The organism is Mycoavidus sp. B2-EB (assembly GCF_014218255.1).
In the GTDB taxonomy this organism is placed as follows: domain Bacteria; phylum Pseudomonadota; class Gammaproteobacteria; order Burkholderiales; family Burkholderiaceae; genus Mycoavidus.
Window position 1 is genome coordinate 70,308 of sequence record NZ_AP021872.1, and the last position, 14,656, is coordinate 84,963.

Annotated in this window: 12 protein-coding genes and 1 riboswitch; of the genes, 6 read left to right on the plus strand and 6 right to left on the minus strand. The window is 50.4% G+C overall.

The genetic code is table 11. The annotated features are described in order from the left end of the window. Window positions 1-160: 160 nt before the first annotated feature. Window positions 161-1,723, minus strand: coding sequence for a DHA2 family efflux MFS transporter permease subunit (locus MPB2EB_RS00285; protein ID WP_185181917.1), 1,563 nt, complete (start codon window positions 1,721-1,723; stop codon window positions 161-163). Window positions 1,724-1,896: 173 nt separating this feature from the next. On the opposite strand from MPB2EB_RS00285, the gene MPB2EB_RS00290 reads away from it, so the two are divergent. Next, window positions 1,897-3,378 (plus strand): efflux transporter outer membrane subunit, encoded by a 1,482-nt coding sequence (locus MPB2EB_RS00290; RefSeq protein ID WP_185181918.1) that lies wholly within the window; start codon window positions 1,897-1,899, stop codon window positions 3,376-3,378. Between the two features lie 124 nt (window positions 3,379-3,502). On the opposite strand, the gene metF is transcribed toward MPB2EB_RS00290, so the two are convergent. Both metF and ahcY read right to left on the minus strand, forming a co-directional pair. Further along, window positions 3,503-4,342: a methylenetetrahydrofolate reductase [NAD(P)H] gene (metF, locus tag MPB2EB_RS00295; protein ID WP_185181919.1), complete on the minus strand. Its 840-nt coding sequence runs from the start codon at window positions 4,340-4,342 to the stop codon at window positions 3,503-3,505. 12 nt (window positions 4,343-4,354) lie between these two features. Then, entirely contained in the window at window positions 4,355-5,788 is a 1,434-nt protein-coding gene (gene ahcY, locus MPB2EB_RS00300) for an adenosylhomocysteinase (RefSeq protein ID WP_185181920.1), read from the minus strand. Between the two features lie 31 nt (window positions 5,789-5,819). Beyond that, a riboswitch (S-adenosyl-L-homocysteine riboswitch) is annotated at window positions 5,820-5,913 on the minus strand. Window positions 5,914-6,120: 207 nt separating this feature from the next. Between ahcY and MPB2EB_RS00305 the strand changes: the two genes are divergently transcribed. After that, complete coding sequence (locus MPB2EB_RS00305; RefSeq protein ID WP_185181921.1) at window positions 6,121-7,518, plus strand: amino acid permease; 1,398 nt, start codon at window positions 6,121-6,123, stop codon at window positions 7,516-7,518. Window positions 7,519-8,055: 537 nt separating this feature from the next. Here MPB2EB_RS00305 and metK read toward each other — a convergent pair. After that, window positions 8,056-9,234: a methionine adenosyltransferase gene (gene metK, locus MPB2EB_RS00310; RefSeq protein ID WP_185181922.1), complete on the minus strand. Its 1,179-nt coding sequence runs from the start codon at window positions 9,232-9,234 to the stop codon at window positions 8,056-8,058. Window positions 9,235-9,492: 258 nt separating this feature from the next. Here metK and MPB2EB_RS00315 point away from each other — a divergent pair, with 258 nt between their 5' ends. The 4 genes from MPB2EB_RS00315 to MPB2EB_RS00330 are packed head-to-tail and all read left to right on the plus strand — an operon-like array spanning window position 9,493 to window position 12,906. Then, window positions 9,493-10,386: a lipid A biosynthesis lauroyl acyltransferase gene (locus tag MPB2EB_RS00315; RefSeq protein ID WP_185182593.1), complete on the plus strand. Its 894-nt coding sequence runs from the start codon at window positions 9,493-9,495 to the stop codon at window positions 10,384-10,386. Between the two features lie 21 nt (window positions 10,387-10,407). After that, window positions 10,408-11,289, plus strand: coding sequence for a diaminopimelate epimerase (gene dapF, locus MPB2EB_RS00320; RefSeq protein ID WP_185181923.1), 882 nt, complete (start codon window positions 10,408-10,410; stop codon window positions 11,287-11,289). A 16-nt stretch (window positions 11,290-11,305) separates the two neighbouring features. Beyond that, window positions 11,306-11,980, plus strand: coding sequence for a DUF484 family protein (locus tag MPB2EB_RS00325; RefSeq protein WP_185181924.1), 675 nt, complete (start codon window positions 11,306-11,308; stop codon window positions 11,978-11,980). Continuing rightward, entirely contained in the window at window positions 11,977-12,906 is a 930-nt protein-coding gene (locus MPB2EB_RS00330) for a tyrosine recombinase XerC (RefSeq protein ID WP_185181925.1), read from the plus strand. The genes MPB2EB_RS00325 and MPB2EB_RS00330 overlap by 4 nt, the downstream gene beginning before the upstream one ends. A 15-nt stretch (window positions 12,907-12,921) precedes the next feature. On the opposite strand, the gene MPB2EB_RS00335 is transcribed toward MPB2EB_RS00330, so the two are convergent. Beyond that, window positions 12,922-13,881: a DUF979 domain-containing protein gene (locus tag MPB2EB_RS00335; protein ID WP_185181926.1), complete on the minus strand. Its 960-nt coding sequence runs from the start codon at window positions 13,879-13,881 to the stop codon at window positions 12,922-12,924. Then, on the minus strand, window positions 13,878-14,609 hold the full coding sequence (locus MPB2EB_RS00340; protein ID WP_185181927.1) for a DUF969 domain-containing protein: 732 nt from the start codon (window positions 14,607-14,609) through the stop codon (window positions 13,878-13,880). Before MPB2EB_RS00340 ends, MPB2EB_RS00335 begins: the two co-directional genes overlap by 4 nt. Window positions 14,610-14,656: the final 47 nt, after the last annotated feature.

The window sequence follows — 14,656 nt, forward strand, 5'->3', positions numbered from 1 at the left end:
AGATACCATCAATCAACGTCCATTCCCAATTCGGTTGATCGGCCAACGCTTTAAAAGCCTCAACCTTTTACCGTATTTCAGCAGTCAAATAATTCTGGCAAAGCTCGCTACGGGCACCCAACGCACAGACGATAAATCCACTCCTAGCAGCACTCAAACATCAATGCCCACTTGACGCCACCGCTCCCGGTTTCGGCTTAGTCCACCATATTAACGCTGTGAGCGCGATAAAAACCACGCATGAAATCCGGAAAAAATCGTTAGTCGCCATCATATAGGCTTGCTGCGTAATGATTTTATCGAGGCTTGCATAGGCCGCCGATCCGGTGATCCCTAATGAGGCTAGGGTATCCATAAAAGCCAGGGTATTCGCCGAGTAGACGCTAACGGATTCACTCAATACGGCATGATGATAAATTGCATCGTTTTCCCAGAAGGTGGTGCTGACGGCGGTGCCAATGGCTCCAGCTAAGGTGCGGAAGAAATTGGACAAGCCGGCGGCGCTCGCCAGTCGGTCTTCTGTAATGCTAGACAAGGTAATCGTAGTGAGTGGTACGAAGAAGCAGGCAATGCCCAGGCCTTGCACCAAGCGCGGCAGAATGACTATATTAAAAGGCGTATCGAGTGTGAAGAGGGAGTTCCAATATGACACACCCGCAAAAACCATAAATGCAAAGCTAGCGACAAGTCGTAGATTCAGTTTATGTAGATTGCGGCCAATCAACGGGGACAGCACTAATGCAAGCAGGCCGATTGGCGCGGTGGCTAAGCCAGCAAGGCTAGCGGTATATCCCATCACCGTTTGCAGCCAAAGTGGGAAAATCACCACTGAACTGAAAAATGTCATAAAACCGAATGAAACAATAATAACGCCCAGTGCAAAATTACGGTCTTTAAAAAGAGAGAAGTCAATCACGGGGTCTTTTTCCGTGATCTCCCAAATCAACATAAAAGAAAGCGCGATAGCGGCGATAATCGCCAGCGTGACGATCAACGACGAACTAAACCAATCATGGTCTTTGCCAATATCCAGCACGGTTTGTAAACAACCTACGCCAATCACAAGTAAAGCAAGGCCGACCGCATCAATACGCTGCTTGACCAGTTTGGTTTCACGCCCGCGTAGCAGGACGAAGCAGCTTAATGCAGAGAACAGGCCAATCGGCACATTAATATAGAAAAGCCAGGGCCAGCTATAGTGATCTGTCAGCCAGCCTCCCAAAAGGGGTCCAAAAATCGGTGCAACAATCACCGTCATTGCCCATAGCCCAAGCGCCAGACCTCTTTTATCCGGCGGATAACTGCGTAGCAAAATAGTTTGTGACAGGGGGACCATGGGGCCAGAAACAAATCCCTGCAACAAACGAAACACGATCAAGGTTTCGAAATTCCGCGCTAGTCCGCAGAGGGCGGAGGTGAGCGTAAAGAGGATGACTGACAAAGTAAAAAGTTTGACCTCGCCTACGCGCCGCGCTAGCCAGCCCGTGAGGGGCACGGCAATCGCTGAGGCTACCGAGTAAGAACTAATCACCCAAGTGCCTTGGCTGGTTGCCACGCCAAGATTACCGGCGATCGTAGGTATCGCGACGTTGGCAATCGAAGTATCGAGCACTTCCATAAAAGTACCCAACGCGAGTCCGACGGTGAGTAATACCAGTGCACTGCCTGCGAGCGGAATACTTTGAGGCAGCGCGTCAGTGGTAGGTGGCGCGGAATTTGACATAGAGTAGTATATTTTTAAATACAGATACGCATAGAATAGCGCTAGCTTCTATGTTCAAAACTTGAGAATGAACCACAAAACGATAGCATAGCGCACCGCGCTATGCATCACCGGCTTGCGAAAAAGTGTAACCTTACCGCTGTCTTGCTACGGCCGCAACTTAGGGTAACAGAATGCAATTGTTTAAAAAATCGTGGTCCGCAGCAGGGCCGGCTTCTCTAATTAAATCTCTGCCTTGTATTAAGCGATGCGCAGTCATCAGCCTATTCGCCGGGGGGCTAGCGAGCTGTGCGGTGGGGCCTAACTACACGCGCGCTACCCTGGCTGTGCCGGAAAACTTTAAGGAAGCGCCTGCTGGCTGGAAAGTTGCGCAGCCGGCGGATCAATTTGATCGTGGGGCCTGGTGGACGATCTTTAATGATCCGCAGTTAAATACGTTGACTGACAAAGTCGAGATCTCAAACCAAACTGTGGCTGCTTACGCGGCTGCCTATCAACGCGCTCGTGCGCTGACGCGGCAGGCGCGCGCCGCTTTTTTGCCTCAAGCCAGCGCGGCGGCGGCCGCTACGCGTGCGCGCACCTTGAATGGTTTAAATGCGCTCCGCACGACATATGGATTATCGCTTGATGCGTCCTGGGAGCCTGATCTGTGGGGTACGCTACGGCGTACCGAGCGAGCTGAAACAGCTCAGGCACAAAGCGCAGCAGCGGAACTTGCGAATGCGCGCTTATCTGCTCAAGCAACGTTGGTGCAAAATTACTTTCAACTCCGCACGCTGGATGCGATTCAACAATTATTAGAGGATACGGTGCGGGCTTATCGGCAAGCACTCAAACTGACGCAAAATCGTTATGCTCAGGGCGTTGCCGCGCGGGCGGATGTACTACAGGCGCAAACGGCACTCCAAGCGGCCCGAGCTGCGGCGCTTGAGAATGGGATTGCGCGAGCCCAATACGAACACGCGATCGCTGTATTGGTGGGCAAGCCCGCCTCCACTTTCTCGCTCAGCTCCGCGCCATTAAAGTTGGCTACGCCGCCACGCATACCCTCCATGCTCCCCTCTGCGCTCCTTGAGCGTCGGCCAGATATTGCTAGCGCCGAGCGTCGCGCTGCTGCGGCCAACGAAAAAATTGGCGTCGCCATGGCGGCATTTTTTCCGTCCTTAAAGCTTTTAGCAACGGGGGGCTATCAGAGTTCGGCATTTTCAGACTGGCTCAGTGCGCCTGCCCGCGTTTGGTCCTTGGGGCCGCAATTGGCGGCAGTTCTTTTTGATGGGGGTGCGCGGCAGGCGCAAATAGCTGCAGCCCGCGCCTCCTTTGAGGAAGATACGGCGCATTATCGGCAAACTGTATTGAATGCATTTCAAGAGGTAGAGGACGCATTAGCCGCGTTGCGTATTCTAGAAAAAGAAGCTGTGCTACAGCAACAAGCCGTGCAGTCAGCCCAACATGCACTCAAAATTGTTTTAAATCAGTACAAAGCGGGTATGACGATGTACCTTAGCGTGATTTCCGCACAGGCGACCGCATTTGCGGCTGAGCAGAAAATGGTAAGCATTAATGGGCAGCGGATGGTTGCTACCGCGGGGCTGATTAAAGCGCTTGGCGGCGGCTGGGAGGTATCTCAGATGCAAAGAGCACTCAGTCAAGCATAGACGAGGGAGCCAATATCAGCACATTGCGGGGTAATACGGCCTGGATGGAATTCTGTCCATCCACTAATTTTAAGTCGCTGTCGATGTTTCTAATGGATGATTTTCATCCATTAGAATGACGCAGCTATCTATCTATTAACGCGATTTGTCGACAAATCGCATAGGTTGCCACCGCGCCGTTTAATGTATAAAAGTGTAACCCCGGTGCGCCGCCATTGAGCAAACGCTCGCATAAACTTGCGACTACATCAATCCCAAAGGCGCGAATCGATGCCTTATCATCGCTAAAGCTCTCCAGACGGCGCGCAATCCAGCGGGGTATTTCAGCGCCACACATCGATGAAAAACGCATCAATTGCGAGAAATTTGTAATCGGCATGATGCCAGGTGTGATGGGTACCTTAATGCCGCGACGCCGTACGTCATCGACAAAGCGGAAATACGCATCCGCATTATAAAAATATTGGGTGATCGCCGCGTTAGCCCCCGCTTTAATTTTGCGTGCAAAATTCTCTAGATCATGGCTCGGCGAGTGCGCTTGTGGATGATATTCTGGATAAGCCGCCACTTCAATGTGAAACCAGTCGCTATGCTCGGTACGGATGAACTCGACCAACTCTGACGCATATTGGAATGCTCCGATCTCGCCCATGCCAGAAGGCAAATCACCGCGCAGAGCAATGATATGTCTAATATTATGGGCGCGATAGCGCGCTAAAATGGCGCGCACATTTTCACGGGCGGCGCCAATACACGACAGATGCGGAGCGGCCTTAAGCCCGTTTTGGGCAATTTCCAATACGGTGTCGAGCGTGCCTTGTTGAGTGGAGCCGCCAGCGCCAAAAGTCACCGAAACGAAACTAGGGCGCAGCACTGCCAGTTGCGTGCAGGTGGCACGCAACTTATCCATCCCGGCAGGGGTTCTAGGCGGAAAAAACTCAAATGACAGCTCGATATGGCTCATATCAACATCATTTTAGTAACGATAATGGGATGGCTTATAGGGACCGCTTTGCTCAACTCCAATATATTTTGCTTGTGCTGCAGTTAGCTCCGTAAGGTGTGCGCCAATCCGCTGTAAATGTAGTCGCGCTACTTTTTCATCGAGCTGTTTAGGCAGCACATAAACTTTATTCCCATAGTGTGCGCCGCGCGTAAATAACTCAATTTGCGCTAAGGTTTGATTCGTGAAGGAGCTTGACATCACAAACGATGGATGGCCCGTCGCGCAGCCTAAATTAACTAAACGCCCCTGTGCTAATAGAATAATTCGTTTGCCATCGGGAAATTCAATATGATCAACCTGCGGTTTAATATTTTCCCATTTGTACTGGCGTAATGAGGACACTTCAATTTCTGAATCGAAGTGTCCAATGTTGCAAACGATTGCTTGATGCCGCATCTTTTTCATATGCTCATGGGTAATCACGCTTAAATTGCCCGTCGCAGTGACAAAAATATCCGCTTTATCGGCCGCATCTTCCATGGTGACGACACGATAGCCTTCCATCGCAGCTTGTAATGCGCAAATCGGATCAATTTCAGTGACCCAAACCGTGGCGCCTAGTCCGCGCAATGACTGGGCACAACCCTTGCCAACATCGCCATATCCCGCTACCAGGGCTACTTTGCCAGCAATCATGACATCTGTTGCGCGCTTGATACCATCCACCAGGGATTCGCGGCAACCGTATAAATTATCAAATTTCGATTTTGTTACGGAATCGTTTACATTAATCACTGGAAACCGTAATTTCCCTTCTTTTTCTAGCTGGTAAAGACGGTGTACGCCGGTTGTGGTTTCTTCTGTTACACCGCGAATATGCGTCAGACGGCTCGAATACCAATGCGGATCGCGGTCTAAGTGCTGGGCAATCGCAGCATATAGCGCGACTTCCTCTTCATTGGCTGGTTTGGCAAGGACGGAACGATCTTGCTCTGCCCGTGCGCCTAGCATCAGCAATAAGGTTGCATCGCCACCATCATCCAGGATCATGTTTGCATGTTCCCCGTTTGGCCAAGAGAAAATCTGGTGCGTAAAGGCCCAATATTCGTCAAGACTTTCGCCTTTGAAGGCGAATACCGGGGTGCCGTGTGCTGCGATGGCCGCCGCGGCATGGTCTTGTGTGGAAAAAATGTTGCACGATGCCCAACGGACTTCGGCACCCAGCGCTTGCAAGGTTTCGATCAATACAGCGGTCTGAATTGTCATATGCAGCGAGCCAGCAATTCGGGCCCCTTTGAGCGGTTGGCTCACCCCATATTCATCGCGTAATGCAATCAGACCGGGCATTTCGGTTTCTGCGATAAGAATTTCTTTCCGCCCCCAAGCGGCGAGATTTAAATCGGCGATGGTATAATCGCCAATAGTACTTGATTGATTATGCGTAGGTTGTACTGCAGCGTTCATGTCACGCTCCTTTCTTAAGAACAAAAGATTGAAGACGTGAGCGCCGTTTGATACGACCCGCCATAGGCGGGCTAAAGTTGTGCTTCGAGCCTGGCGGAGATTCCGTCGCAGCGCTCCTCGAAACAAGCTCCTATTGTAGCAAAGGTCATAATCGCAAGTATAAGTTGCTAGGTTTTGGGCATTGTTTGCGTCACTGCGTGATCTATTACTAGATTTCGCGGTGTAGTCTTCTATGCCTAATTCTAGTGGCGTGTTGGTTTGAGTAAGTCGTTTTTAATTTAATTTACGCGATGGCTGGCTTCGTGAGCGGCTGTTGCAAAAGAGATATTCCGATGAGTCTTTTCCGCACTAAGAACGTCGAACAGATGATTGCAGCAAGCGCTGCTAATACTGGCCTCCAGAAAACTATGGGGCCGCTCGATCTGACTTTCCTGGGCATTGGCGCAATTGTTGGCACAGGCATTTTTGTGTTAACGGGCACGGGCGCTGTTGCCGCCGGTCCGGCGTTGACCGTATCCTTTATTATTGCCGCTCTAGCATGCGGTTTTGCGGCTCTAGCCTACGCTGAGTTCGCCTCGACCATTCCGGTCGCCGGCTCAATCTATACCTACGCTTATGCCACATTAGGCGAGCTGATTGCTTGGTTGATTGGCTGGGATTTATTACTCGAATATGGCCTAGCGATTTCGGCGGTAGCCGTGGGTTGGTCAGGTTATTTCCAGTCGCTTTTATCCGGCTTTGGCATTACGTTTCCGGCTATCTTAAGTGCAGCGCCGGGCACTGTGCCAGGGCAGCTGGCGCTCTTTAATTTGCCAGCCTTTCTTGTGGTGATGGCAATTGCCGCGGTTTTATCGATTGGCGTACGTGAGTCGACGCGCATCAATAATTTGATGGTGATTGTTAAGATAAGCATTGTGCTGCTCGTCATTGTAGTGGGCGCTTTTCATGTAAAACCAACGAATTGGCAGCCATTTATGCCAATGGGCTGGACCGGCACCTTGAGTGCGGCGGCGGTAATGTTCTTTGCTTTTATCGGTTTTGACTCAGTAAGCTCAGCCGCTGAAGAGGTCAAAAATCCAAAGCGCGATTTACCCATCGGAATTATTGCCTCACTCGGCGCTTGCGCGGTGATGTATGTTGCCGTAGCGGCCGTGGTAACAGGGATTGTGCCTTACCAGCAATTTATGGACGTCGGGCATCCGGTCTCGATGGCATTGCAAGTTGCCGGGGAAAAATGGGTGGCGGGTTTTGTTGATCTCGGCGCCGTATTCGGGATGCTGACCGTGATTCTAGTCATGAGCTATGGCCAGACGCGGATTTTGTTTGCCATGTCACGGGATGGCTTGTTGCCTCCAGCGTTGTCGAAAATTCATCCGCGTTATAAAACGCCTTTTTTCGCCACCTGGCTGGTTGGTCTTTTCTTTGGCTTGATCGCTGCATTGGTCCCGCTTAAAGCCCTGGCTGAACTCACCAATATTGGCACATTGGCAGCGTTTTCCATGGTATCTCTTGCCGTGCTTATTTTACGTCGCACGCATCCTGAATTGCCACGTGCTTTCCGTTGCCCGGGCGTGCCATTTCTGCCCTTGTTCTCGGTCTTATTCTGCGTGTTCCTAATGCTTCAACTCCAGCTTTCAACATGGATTGCGTTCATCGCTTGGCTGGCTGCTGGACTATTGATTTACTTTGGCTATTCGCGTCATCATGCTAAGCTAGCGAAAACGGATTGATAAATCCTGAGACGGGTCAATAGGTTCAAGAAACAAACTTGAATCTATTGACTATTAAAGTTTTCTATTCATCTATAAAAATATAGGCACAAGTTAGTATCCCCGTTTTTCAGCGTTTTGAGAGAGGTGGGTACAACTTGTTGCTGGTAGTGTCTTCCATAAAAATTTAGCCTTAATCCAGATCTTCAGTTTCTTTGGTGCGCATTGCGCCAATGAGACGAGCGAGCTTAGGTGCCGTTGTCGTGAGGGACTTAATCTTTTCTACAAGGTTAAAGCCTTAAGGTAATCGCGCATACTGTTTCCACCCCCACATTTCTTCGGCCGATGGATCGGGATCTAAATGTATTTACGATGCGCTGTAGCTGGCTTTTTGGCCGCGCATTTTTTTAATTAGAGTAGCTCCAATTGAGTGCGATGGGATCCACTATCGCGATGAACGGCTTCGCGCATAATTGTTGCTGTCAAATCTTCGACTGCAAGCGGGCTTCTGAAGCGGGTGCTCCAGAAGCCCGTGCCGCATTACAAAACTATACAAGTTTAAGCTACAGCCTGAATTCCTGCCGCTTCGGCTAGGGCGCTTGCTTTATCTGTAATTTCCCAAGAGAACCCTGAATCTTTACGTCCAAAATGGCCATAAGCTGCCGTTTTTGCATAAATTGGGCGCAGCAAATTCAGCATCTGAATAATGCCTTTGGGGCGTAAATCGAAATATTGTTTCACTAAGCCAGTGATCAAAGTGTCTGGCACGCGACCGGTGCCAAAAGTATTCACCATCACAGAAGTGGGCTGCGCAACGCCAATTGCATAGGAAATCTGAATTAGGCAGCGCTCAGCTAAACCTGCGGCGACGATATTCTTGGCAACATAACGACCGGCATAGGCAGCGGAGCGATCGACCTTGGAGGGATCTTTGCCGGAAAATGCTCCCCCCCCATGTGGCGCGGCACCGCCATAGGTATCGACAATGATTTTGCGGCCGGTTAATCCGCAATCGCCTTGCGGGCCGCCAATCACAAAACGGCCCGTTGGGTTGACTAAATAATTGATCTTATCTTTAAGCAGTGCTGCGGGGAGTGTAGGCTTGATAATTTCTTCAATGACGGCCTCGCGCAGAGCGCCTAAATCCATGTCTGGCGCGTGCTGAGTGGATAACACAACCGTATCGATGCTATACGGCTTATCATCGATATAGCGTAGCGTAACTTGTGCTTTGGCGTCAGGACGTAGCCACGGTAACTGGCCGCAATGGCGCAGGCTAGCCTGGCGTTCGACTAAGCGATGAGCAAGATGAATGGGGAGCGGCATCAGCTCGGGTGTTTCATTGCAAGCGTAGCCAAACATCAACCCTTGATCGCCCGCGCCCTGGTCAAGGCTATCGTCATGGGCCTTGTCTACGCCTTGCGCGATGTCTGGCGATTGCTTATCGTAAGCCACCAGTACTGCGCAGCCGCGATAGTCAATGCCGAAGTCCGTGTTGTCGTAACCAATGCGTTTAATGGTGTCGCGTGCAATTTGGATATAATCAATGTTAGCATGGGTCGTGATCTCGCCGGCTAGCACAACTAAACCCGTATTGCATAACGTTTCAGCAGCCACGCGCGCGTATTTGTCTTGCGCCAAAATGGCATCTAAGACCGCGTCTGAAATTTGGTCTGCTACTTTGTCTGGGTGTCCTTCCGAGACGGACTCAGAGGTGAATAGATAATTATTTCCCACTTGAACGACTCCTTAAATGTTTGCGGTTCAATTTTTTGCAGAGTATCCGGAGGACGAAGCCGGCTTCAAGAAGGCGCGAAGTGGCGACGCTTTAGCAGATTTTAATCACGTGATAAACCGTGATTTGCGCCCCGCAAGTTGTCTTTAACTCGGCGAAAATCGTATTATAACGGTTTCTTTCAAATTGCTCAGCACGCAGTTATGTCATTAGACCATTTTTTGGAATGTATGACATTGTGCGTTAACCCATAGAAAATGATGTTAAAACAATTAATGGTCGGGTGTGCGCTTAGTTTATTAAAATTGCTAGCGGTTTTGCCATATGGTTTTGTAGCCCGATTTGGCGATATATTAGGATACTTATTATATCAATTGCCGAGTAAGCGCCGCTGTATCGTTTACACAAATCTCAAATTGTGCTTTCCACATTGGAGCGAAGCGCGTTATCAGGCGGTAGCGGCGCACCATTTTAGGCATGCGATTCGCAGCTATGTTGAACGGAGTGTACAGTGGTTCAGTTCGGCCAAGAAATTTGAAAAATTGGTTGAAATAAAAAGCGAGATTGATTTAAGCGATCCGAATTTGCCGCCCACCATTTTGCTGGGTTTTCATTTTGTCGGGATTGAGGCGGGCGCGATTTCTCTGAATTACGCGCTAAAGCGTAGTTGTGGCGCTCTCTATCAGCCAATGTCAAATCTCAAAATAGATCGGGCCGCAAAAAAAGGCCGTGCGCGCTTTAACGCGCAAATGATCTCTCGTTCGGATAGCGCTCGTACTATATTGCGGATGTTACATGAGGGCACGCCCGTGATGCTGGCCTCGGATATGGATCACGGTTCGCGTAATTCGGCCTTTGTGCCATTTTTTGGCATGCAGGCATGCACGCTCACAACGGTTTCTCGTCTTGCTAAAGCGGCCCAAGCGCAAGTCGTGCCGTTTATTGGCGAAGTTTTGCCTAATTACAAAGGGTATCGGCTAAAAGTGTTTCGCCCATGGGAAAATTATCCGAGTGACGATCCAATTGCAGATACGCGCCGGATGAACGCTTTTCTTGAAGAACAAATTGAACTCATGCCAGAGCAGTATTATTGGGTGCATAAACGGTTTAAGACGCGGCCGCCGGGCGCGCCTGATCTTTATGATGTTTGTTAATATCCAATGACCTGATTCCATATGCAAAAACTTCAATTCGCAAAAATGCAAGGCGCTGGCAACGATTTTATTGTGTTAGATGGCATTCGTCAGCCATTGACGCTAACACCGGCTCAAATACGTTGGTTAGCGGATCGACATTTTGGCATTGGCGCCGATCAGATCTTGCTGGTTGAGCATCCAAGCAGGGCTGATGCTGATTTCAAATACCGTATCTTTAATGCCGATGGTGGCGAAGTTGAGCATTGCGGCAATGGCGCTCGTTGTTTTGTTAAATTCGTTCATGCGGTTGGGCTCACTCATAAGCGCCAGATAAATGTGGAAGTGCAGAAAGGTCTTATTAGATTGACTTTGCAAGAAAACGGCGAAGTTTGTGTTGAAATGGGCGCACCGCTCTTCGATCCGGCGTGTGTGCCGTTTGATACCGCCCAAATCGACAGCCACACCGAAGGCAATGACACGCTGTGGCCGCTTGAATTGGGCGGTAAGCGAGTATGGGTTTCTGTCTTATCAATGGGTAATCCGCATGCCGTACAGCAAGTGGATGAGATTGAGATGGCCCCAGTATCGCACGATGGAGCCTTAATTGAAGCGCACTCGCGTTTTGCCCAGCGGGTGAATGCAGGGTTTATGCAAATTGTCCGGCGCGATATGATCAAGCTCCGCGTTTACGAGCGCGGCGCTGGAGAAACTTTGGCGTGCGGCACCGGCGCTTGCGCTGCTGCCGTGACCGCGATTCGCCGCGGCTTGGTTGATTCACCGGTCACGGTGTCGATGCGTGGCGGTCAAGTGACGATTCTCTGGGAGGGCGCTGAAATTTATATGGTGGGCTCTGCTATGACGGTCTTTAACGGCGAAATTGACATGCTCGATGCCCCTGCCTCCTCTAACCTACCCGTCTAAATTTTAATTAAAATTCATGAACGACAATCAAATTGCTGAATATTTACTGGCGCACCCGGAATTTTTTGAGCGTCAGGCCGAACTGCTGGCTAGCGTGCGGTTAGCCAATCCACATGGCGGTCGCGCGGTGTCATTGCACGAGCGCCAAATGGATATATTGCGGGCAAAAAATAAACAGCTTGAGCGGCATTTGGCGCAACTGATGCATCAGGGACAAAAAAATGATGGGCTGATGTTCAAGCTTGGCATACTGGCTAAGCGAATCTTGGCTGAACAAAAACTTGCCGCAGTGCCGCAATTGATTGAACAGGTCCTGGGTGAGACTTTTGAGGTGGCCGCCGCAGTACGTATTTGGGATGTGGCGGCACCTTATATGCAGGAGGGTTTTGTGTGTATCCCAAATCATGAAACTTCCCTGTTAGCAAATCAATTGGCTAGGCCGTATTGTGGGAATGAGATTAAGCCTGATGTGAGGCAATGGTTAACGGCTGACACAGCGTCGGAATCTTTCGCGTTAGTTGCCTTACGCAATCCGCTGGGTGATGAAGCAAATGCATTTGGCCTATTGGTGCTGGGCGCGCCTGATGCACAGCGTTTTCAGGAGGGCATGGCAACGGATTTCCTGTCCTATATGGGTGTCTTGGTGAGTGCGGCTCTAAGCCGTTTACTTGCTTCTAGCGAGTCGCAGTGAAGGCGCTAGCCGATCCAATTTCGGGTTATCTTGATAGTTTAATCTATGAGCGTAAGCTGTCTAAGTATACGTGGACTACTTATGCTCATGAGCTAACACAGCTGGTTGCACTCGCCGGCACGCGAGCGCTCAATACGCTTACTCCAGCGGATATTCGTGAAGGGGTTATCCGTGCGCGCGCCCAAGGCTTAGCAGCACGCTCAATTGCACGTCGGCTTTCTGTTTGGCGTAGCTTTTATCGTTGGTTAGCCTTACATTCTGTGCTAGAAAGTAATCCAGTGGCTGCAGTGCGTGCGCCAAAGGGCGCCAAAATCTTGCCCAAGGCTCTCTCCGTTGATGATGCGAGAATAATGATGGAAGCCAACCCAAGCCAGGCGCCGCAGGCCCTAAGGGATTGCGCTATGGTCGAATTATTTTATTCATGCGGCTTGCGGTTGGCTGAATTGATTCATTTGGATTTTGAATATAAAGTGCAGGCGGGCGGTTATCGCTCGGCAGGTTGGCTAGATTTGCCCGGCAAGCAAGTCCATGTAACGGGTAAGGGCAACCGTCAGCGGACCGTGCCAATTGGTCGTAAAGCTATGACGGCTCTGCAGGCCTGGCTTACGGTACGGCCACAGTTTATACGCGAGGATGCGTGCCCCCTTTTTTTATCTTCACATGGCCGTAGGATCTCAGCGAGTTCAGTGAAACAACGTGTCAAACGAGTCGCGCTAACGGCTGGAATTGCGGCCAATGTGCATCCGCATGTTTTGCGCCATTCGTTTGCGACTCATGTACTTCAATCTAGTGGTGACTTGCGCGCGGTACAGGAAATGCTCGGCCATGCGAGCATTTCCACGACGCAGATTTACACCTCATTAGACTTTCAGCATTTGGCTAAAATTTATGATCAAGCACACCCGCGCGCGCGCAAGCGGAGTTGATCTTAATTGGGCTCATTAACGAAATACCAACACGTACATTAGGATGATATTGACCGCAAGTAAAACAAACGCGGTCGGTGCTTGGGCTTTAATGACCCCATTTTTATCCGGCAACTCAAGCAAAGCAGCCGGCACCATATTGAAATTGGCGGCCATTGGTGTGAGTAAGGTGCCGCAATAGCCAGAGAACATGCCAAGCGCGGCCATAATGGCTGGGTCAGCGTGATGCATGCCAACCAAAATGGGTACGCCAACCCCCCCTGCCATCACTGGAAATGCCGCAAAAGCATTCCCCATGACCATCGTAAAGAGCGCCATGCCAACGCAGTAGACAATCACCGCGGTTAAGCGCAAATCCATATTGATATAGGCGGTACTGAGAAATGACACCGCTTTGCCGACCCCAGCTTCTGAAAACACCAAGCCTAAGGTGCCTAATAATTGCGGCAGCACCACTGCCCAGCTGAGTGATTCGGTCAAGCGCCGTGCTTCGTGTATGGACTGCCCAACGTTATCACGGGTCAGCCAGCAGCTAAGTCCAGCTGCCACGATACAGCCTAAACCAAATGAAAGTAGAGTGATATTTTTCGGGTCAAACAGAGGTAGTGTATTGAAAACAAGATACGGCGCTAACAAAGTGCCAATGACGGTGACCGCCGGAATCGTGAGGGCGGGGATAAAGAGTTTGTTACCCAAACGTTGCACGCTTTGATGGCGCGCGTTCTCCGATAAACCTGCGCGTGCAGGGCCCGCGACAACGCCGCCAAATCCAGCAAGTAGGGCCATGATGATAACTAGAATACCTACCAGTTCCGCGGGTAATCTCTCACCGATAAGAAAAATGCATGCATAAATTGCCCAAAAGCTGCCTGCTTGCAAGCGTTTAGGGTGCGTGCGATCGCTTACGATCATAAGCGCAATCACAGCTAGGATTGCCCCGACCAGCCAATATAGATAATTAATGGATAAAGTCATGATGGCTCTCCTTCTACGTTACGCTTGACAGAGTCAGAGTGCTGGCTAAATTCGCGGTCCAGTTTGCGGTCCAGTTGATAAAGTCGGAAGGCATGAATAATGAAGGCGCAGATGGCGGTTGGAATCCCCCATAGCGCAATCCTTAACGGCGCAACCTCAATGCCGGCTTCACGCAAGAAAGTTGCCATAAGGATAATGGCGCCGAAGGCAACAAAAATATCCTCACCAAAAAAGAGGCCGACATTGTCAGTGGCCGCAGAAAATGCTCGTAACCGGTAGCGTAACGCATCGCTAATTTTGCCGTAACGACTTTGCGCCGCGCCTTCGACCATAGGGGCGAGCAGAGGGCGTACCATTTGCGGATGGCCACCTAGGCCGGTTAAACCGAGCGCCGCAGTGAGCTCGCGCACAAATAAATAAACAATTAATAAGCGCCCAACCGTTGCTGAACGAATCCGGGCAATCCAGGCTTGTGCGTGCTCACGTAAGCCATGCCGCTCCAGTAGGCCAATCACAGCTAAGGGCAGTAAAATAATGAGTGGTAAATTACGCGTTTTGACAAAACCCGTACCGATGGTAGCGAAGATTTCTCTAACCGGGAAACCGGCGGCAAGACACGTAATAACGGCCGCGGCGGCCACGGCTAGCAGCGGATTAAAATGGAGCAAGAAACCAAGGGTAATGGTAGCTACACCCAACAGCGGCCATAAATTGACAAGTGTTTGCATGAGGGTCTCCAAAGTGTGGTTTTAAACCATTATGTATGTTGATTGAC

What these genes read in the sequence shown, in the direction of transcription:
- MPB2EB_RS00340 (WP_185181927.1), bottom strand. Translation starts at nt 14,609, where the DNA reads ATGCAAACACTTGTCAATTTATGGCCGCTGTTGGGTGTAGCTACCATT.
- ahcY (WP_185181920.1), bottom strand. Translation starts at nt 5,788, where the DNA reads ATGAACGCTGCAGTACAACCTACGCATAATCAATCAAGTACTATTGGC.
- MPB2EB_RS00285 (WP_185181917.1), bottom strand. Translation starts at nt 1,723, where the DNA reads ATGTCAAATTCCGCGCCACCTACCACTGACGCGCTGCCTCAAAGTATT.
- MPB2EB_RS00335 (WP_185181926.1), bottom strand. Translation starts at nt 13,881, where the DNA reads ATGACTTTATCCATTAATTATCTATATTGGCTGGTCGGGGCAATCCTA.
- MPB2EB_RS00305 (WP_185181921.1), top strand. Translation starts at nt 6,121, where the DNA reads ATGAGTCTTTTCCGCACTAAGAACGTCGAACAGATGATTGCAGCAAGC.
- MPB2EB_RS00290 (WP_185181918.1), top strand. Translation starts at nt 1,897, where the DNA reads ATGCAATTGTTTAAAAAATCGTGGTCCGCAGCAGGGCCGGCTTCTCTA.
- metF (WP_185181919.1), bottom strand. Translation starts at nt 4,342, where the DNA reads ATGAGCCATATCGAGCTGTCATTTGAGTTTTTTCCGCCTAGAACCCCT.
- MPB2EB_RS00315 (WP_185182593.1), top strand. Translation starts at nt 9,493, where the DNA reads ATGTTAAAACAATTAATGGTCGGGTGTGCGCTTAGTTTATTAAAATTG.
- dapF (WP_185181923.1), top strand. Translation starts at nt 10,408, where the DNA reads ATGCAAAAACTTCAATTCGCAAAAATGCAAGGCGCTGGCAACGATTTT.
- MPB2EB_RS00325 (WP_185181924.1), top strand. Translation starts at nt 11,306, where the DNA reads ATGAACGACAATCAAATTGCTGAATATTTACTGGCGCACCCGGAATTT.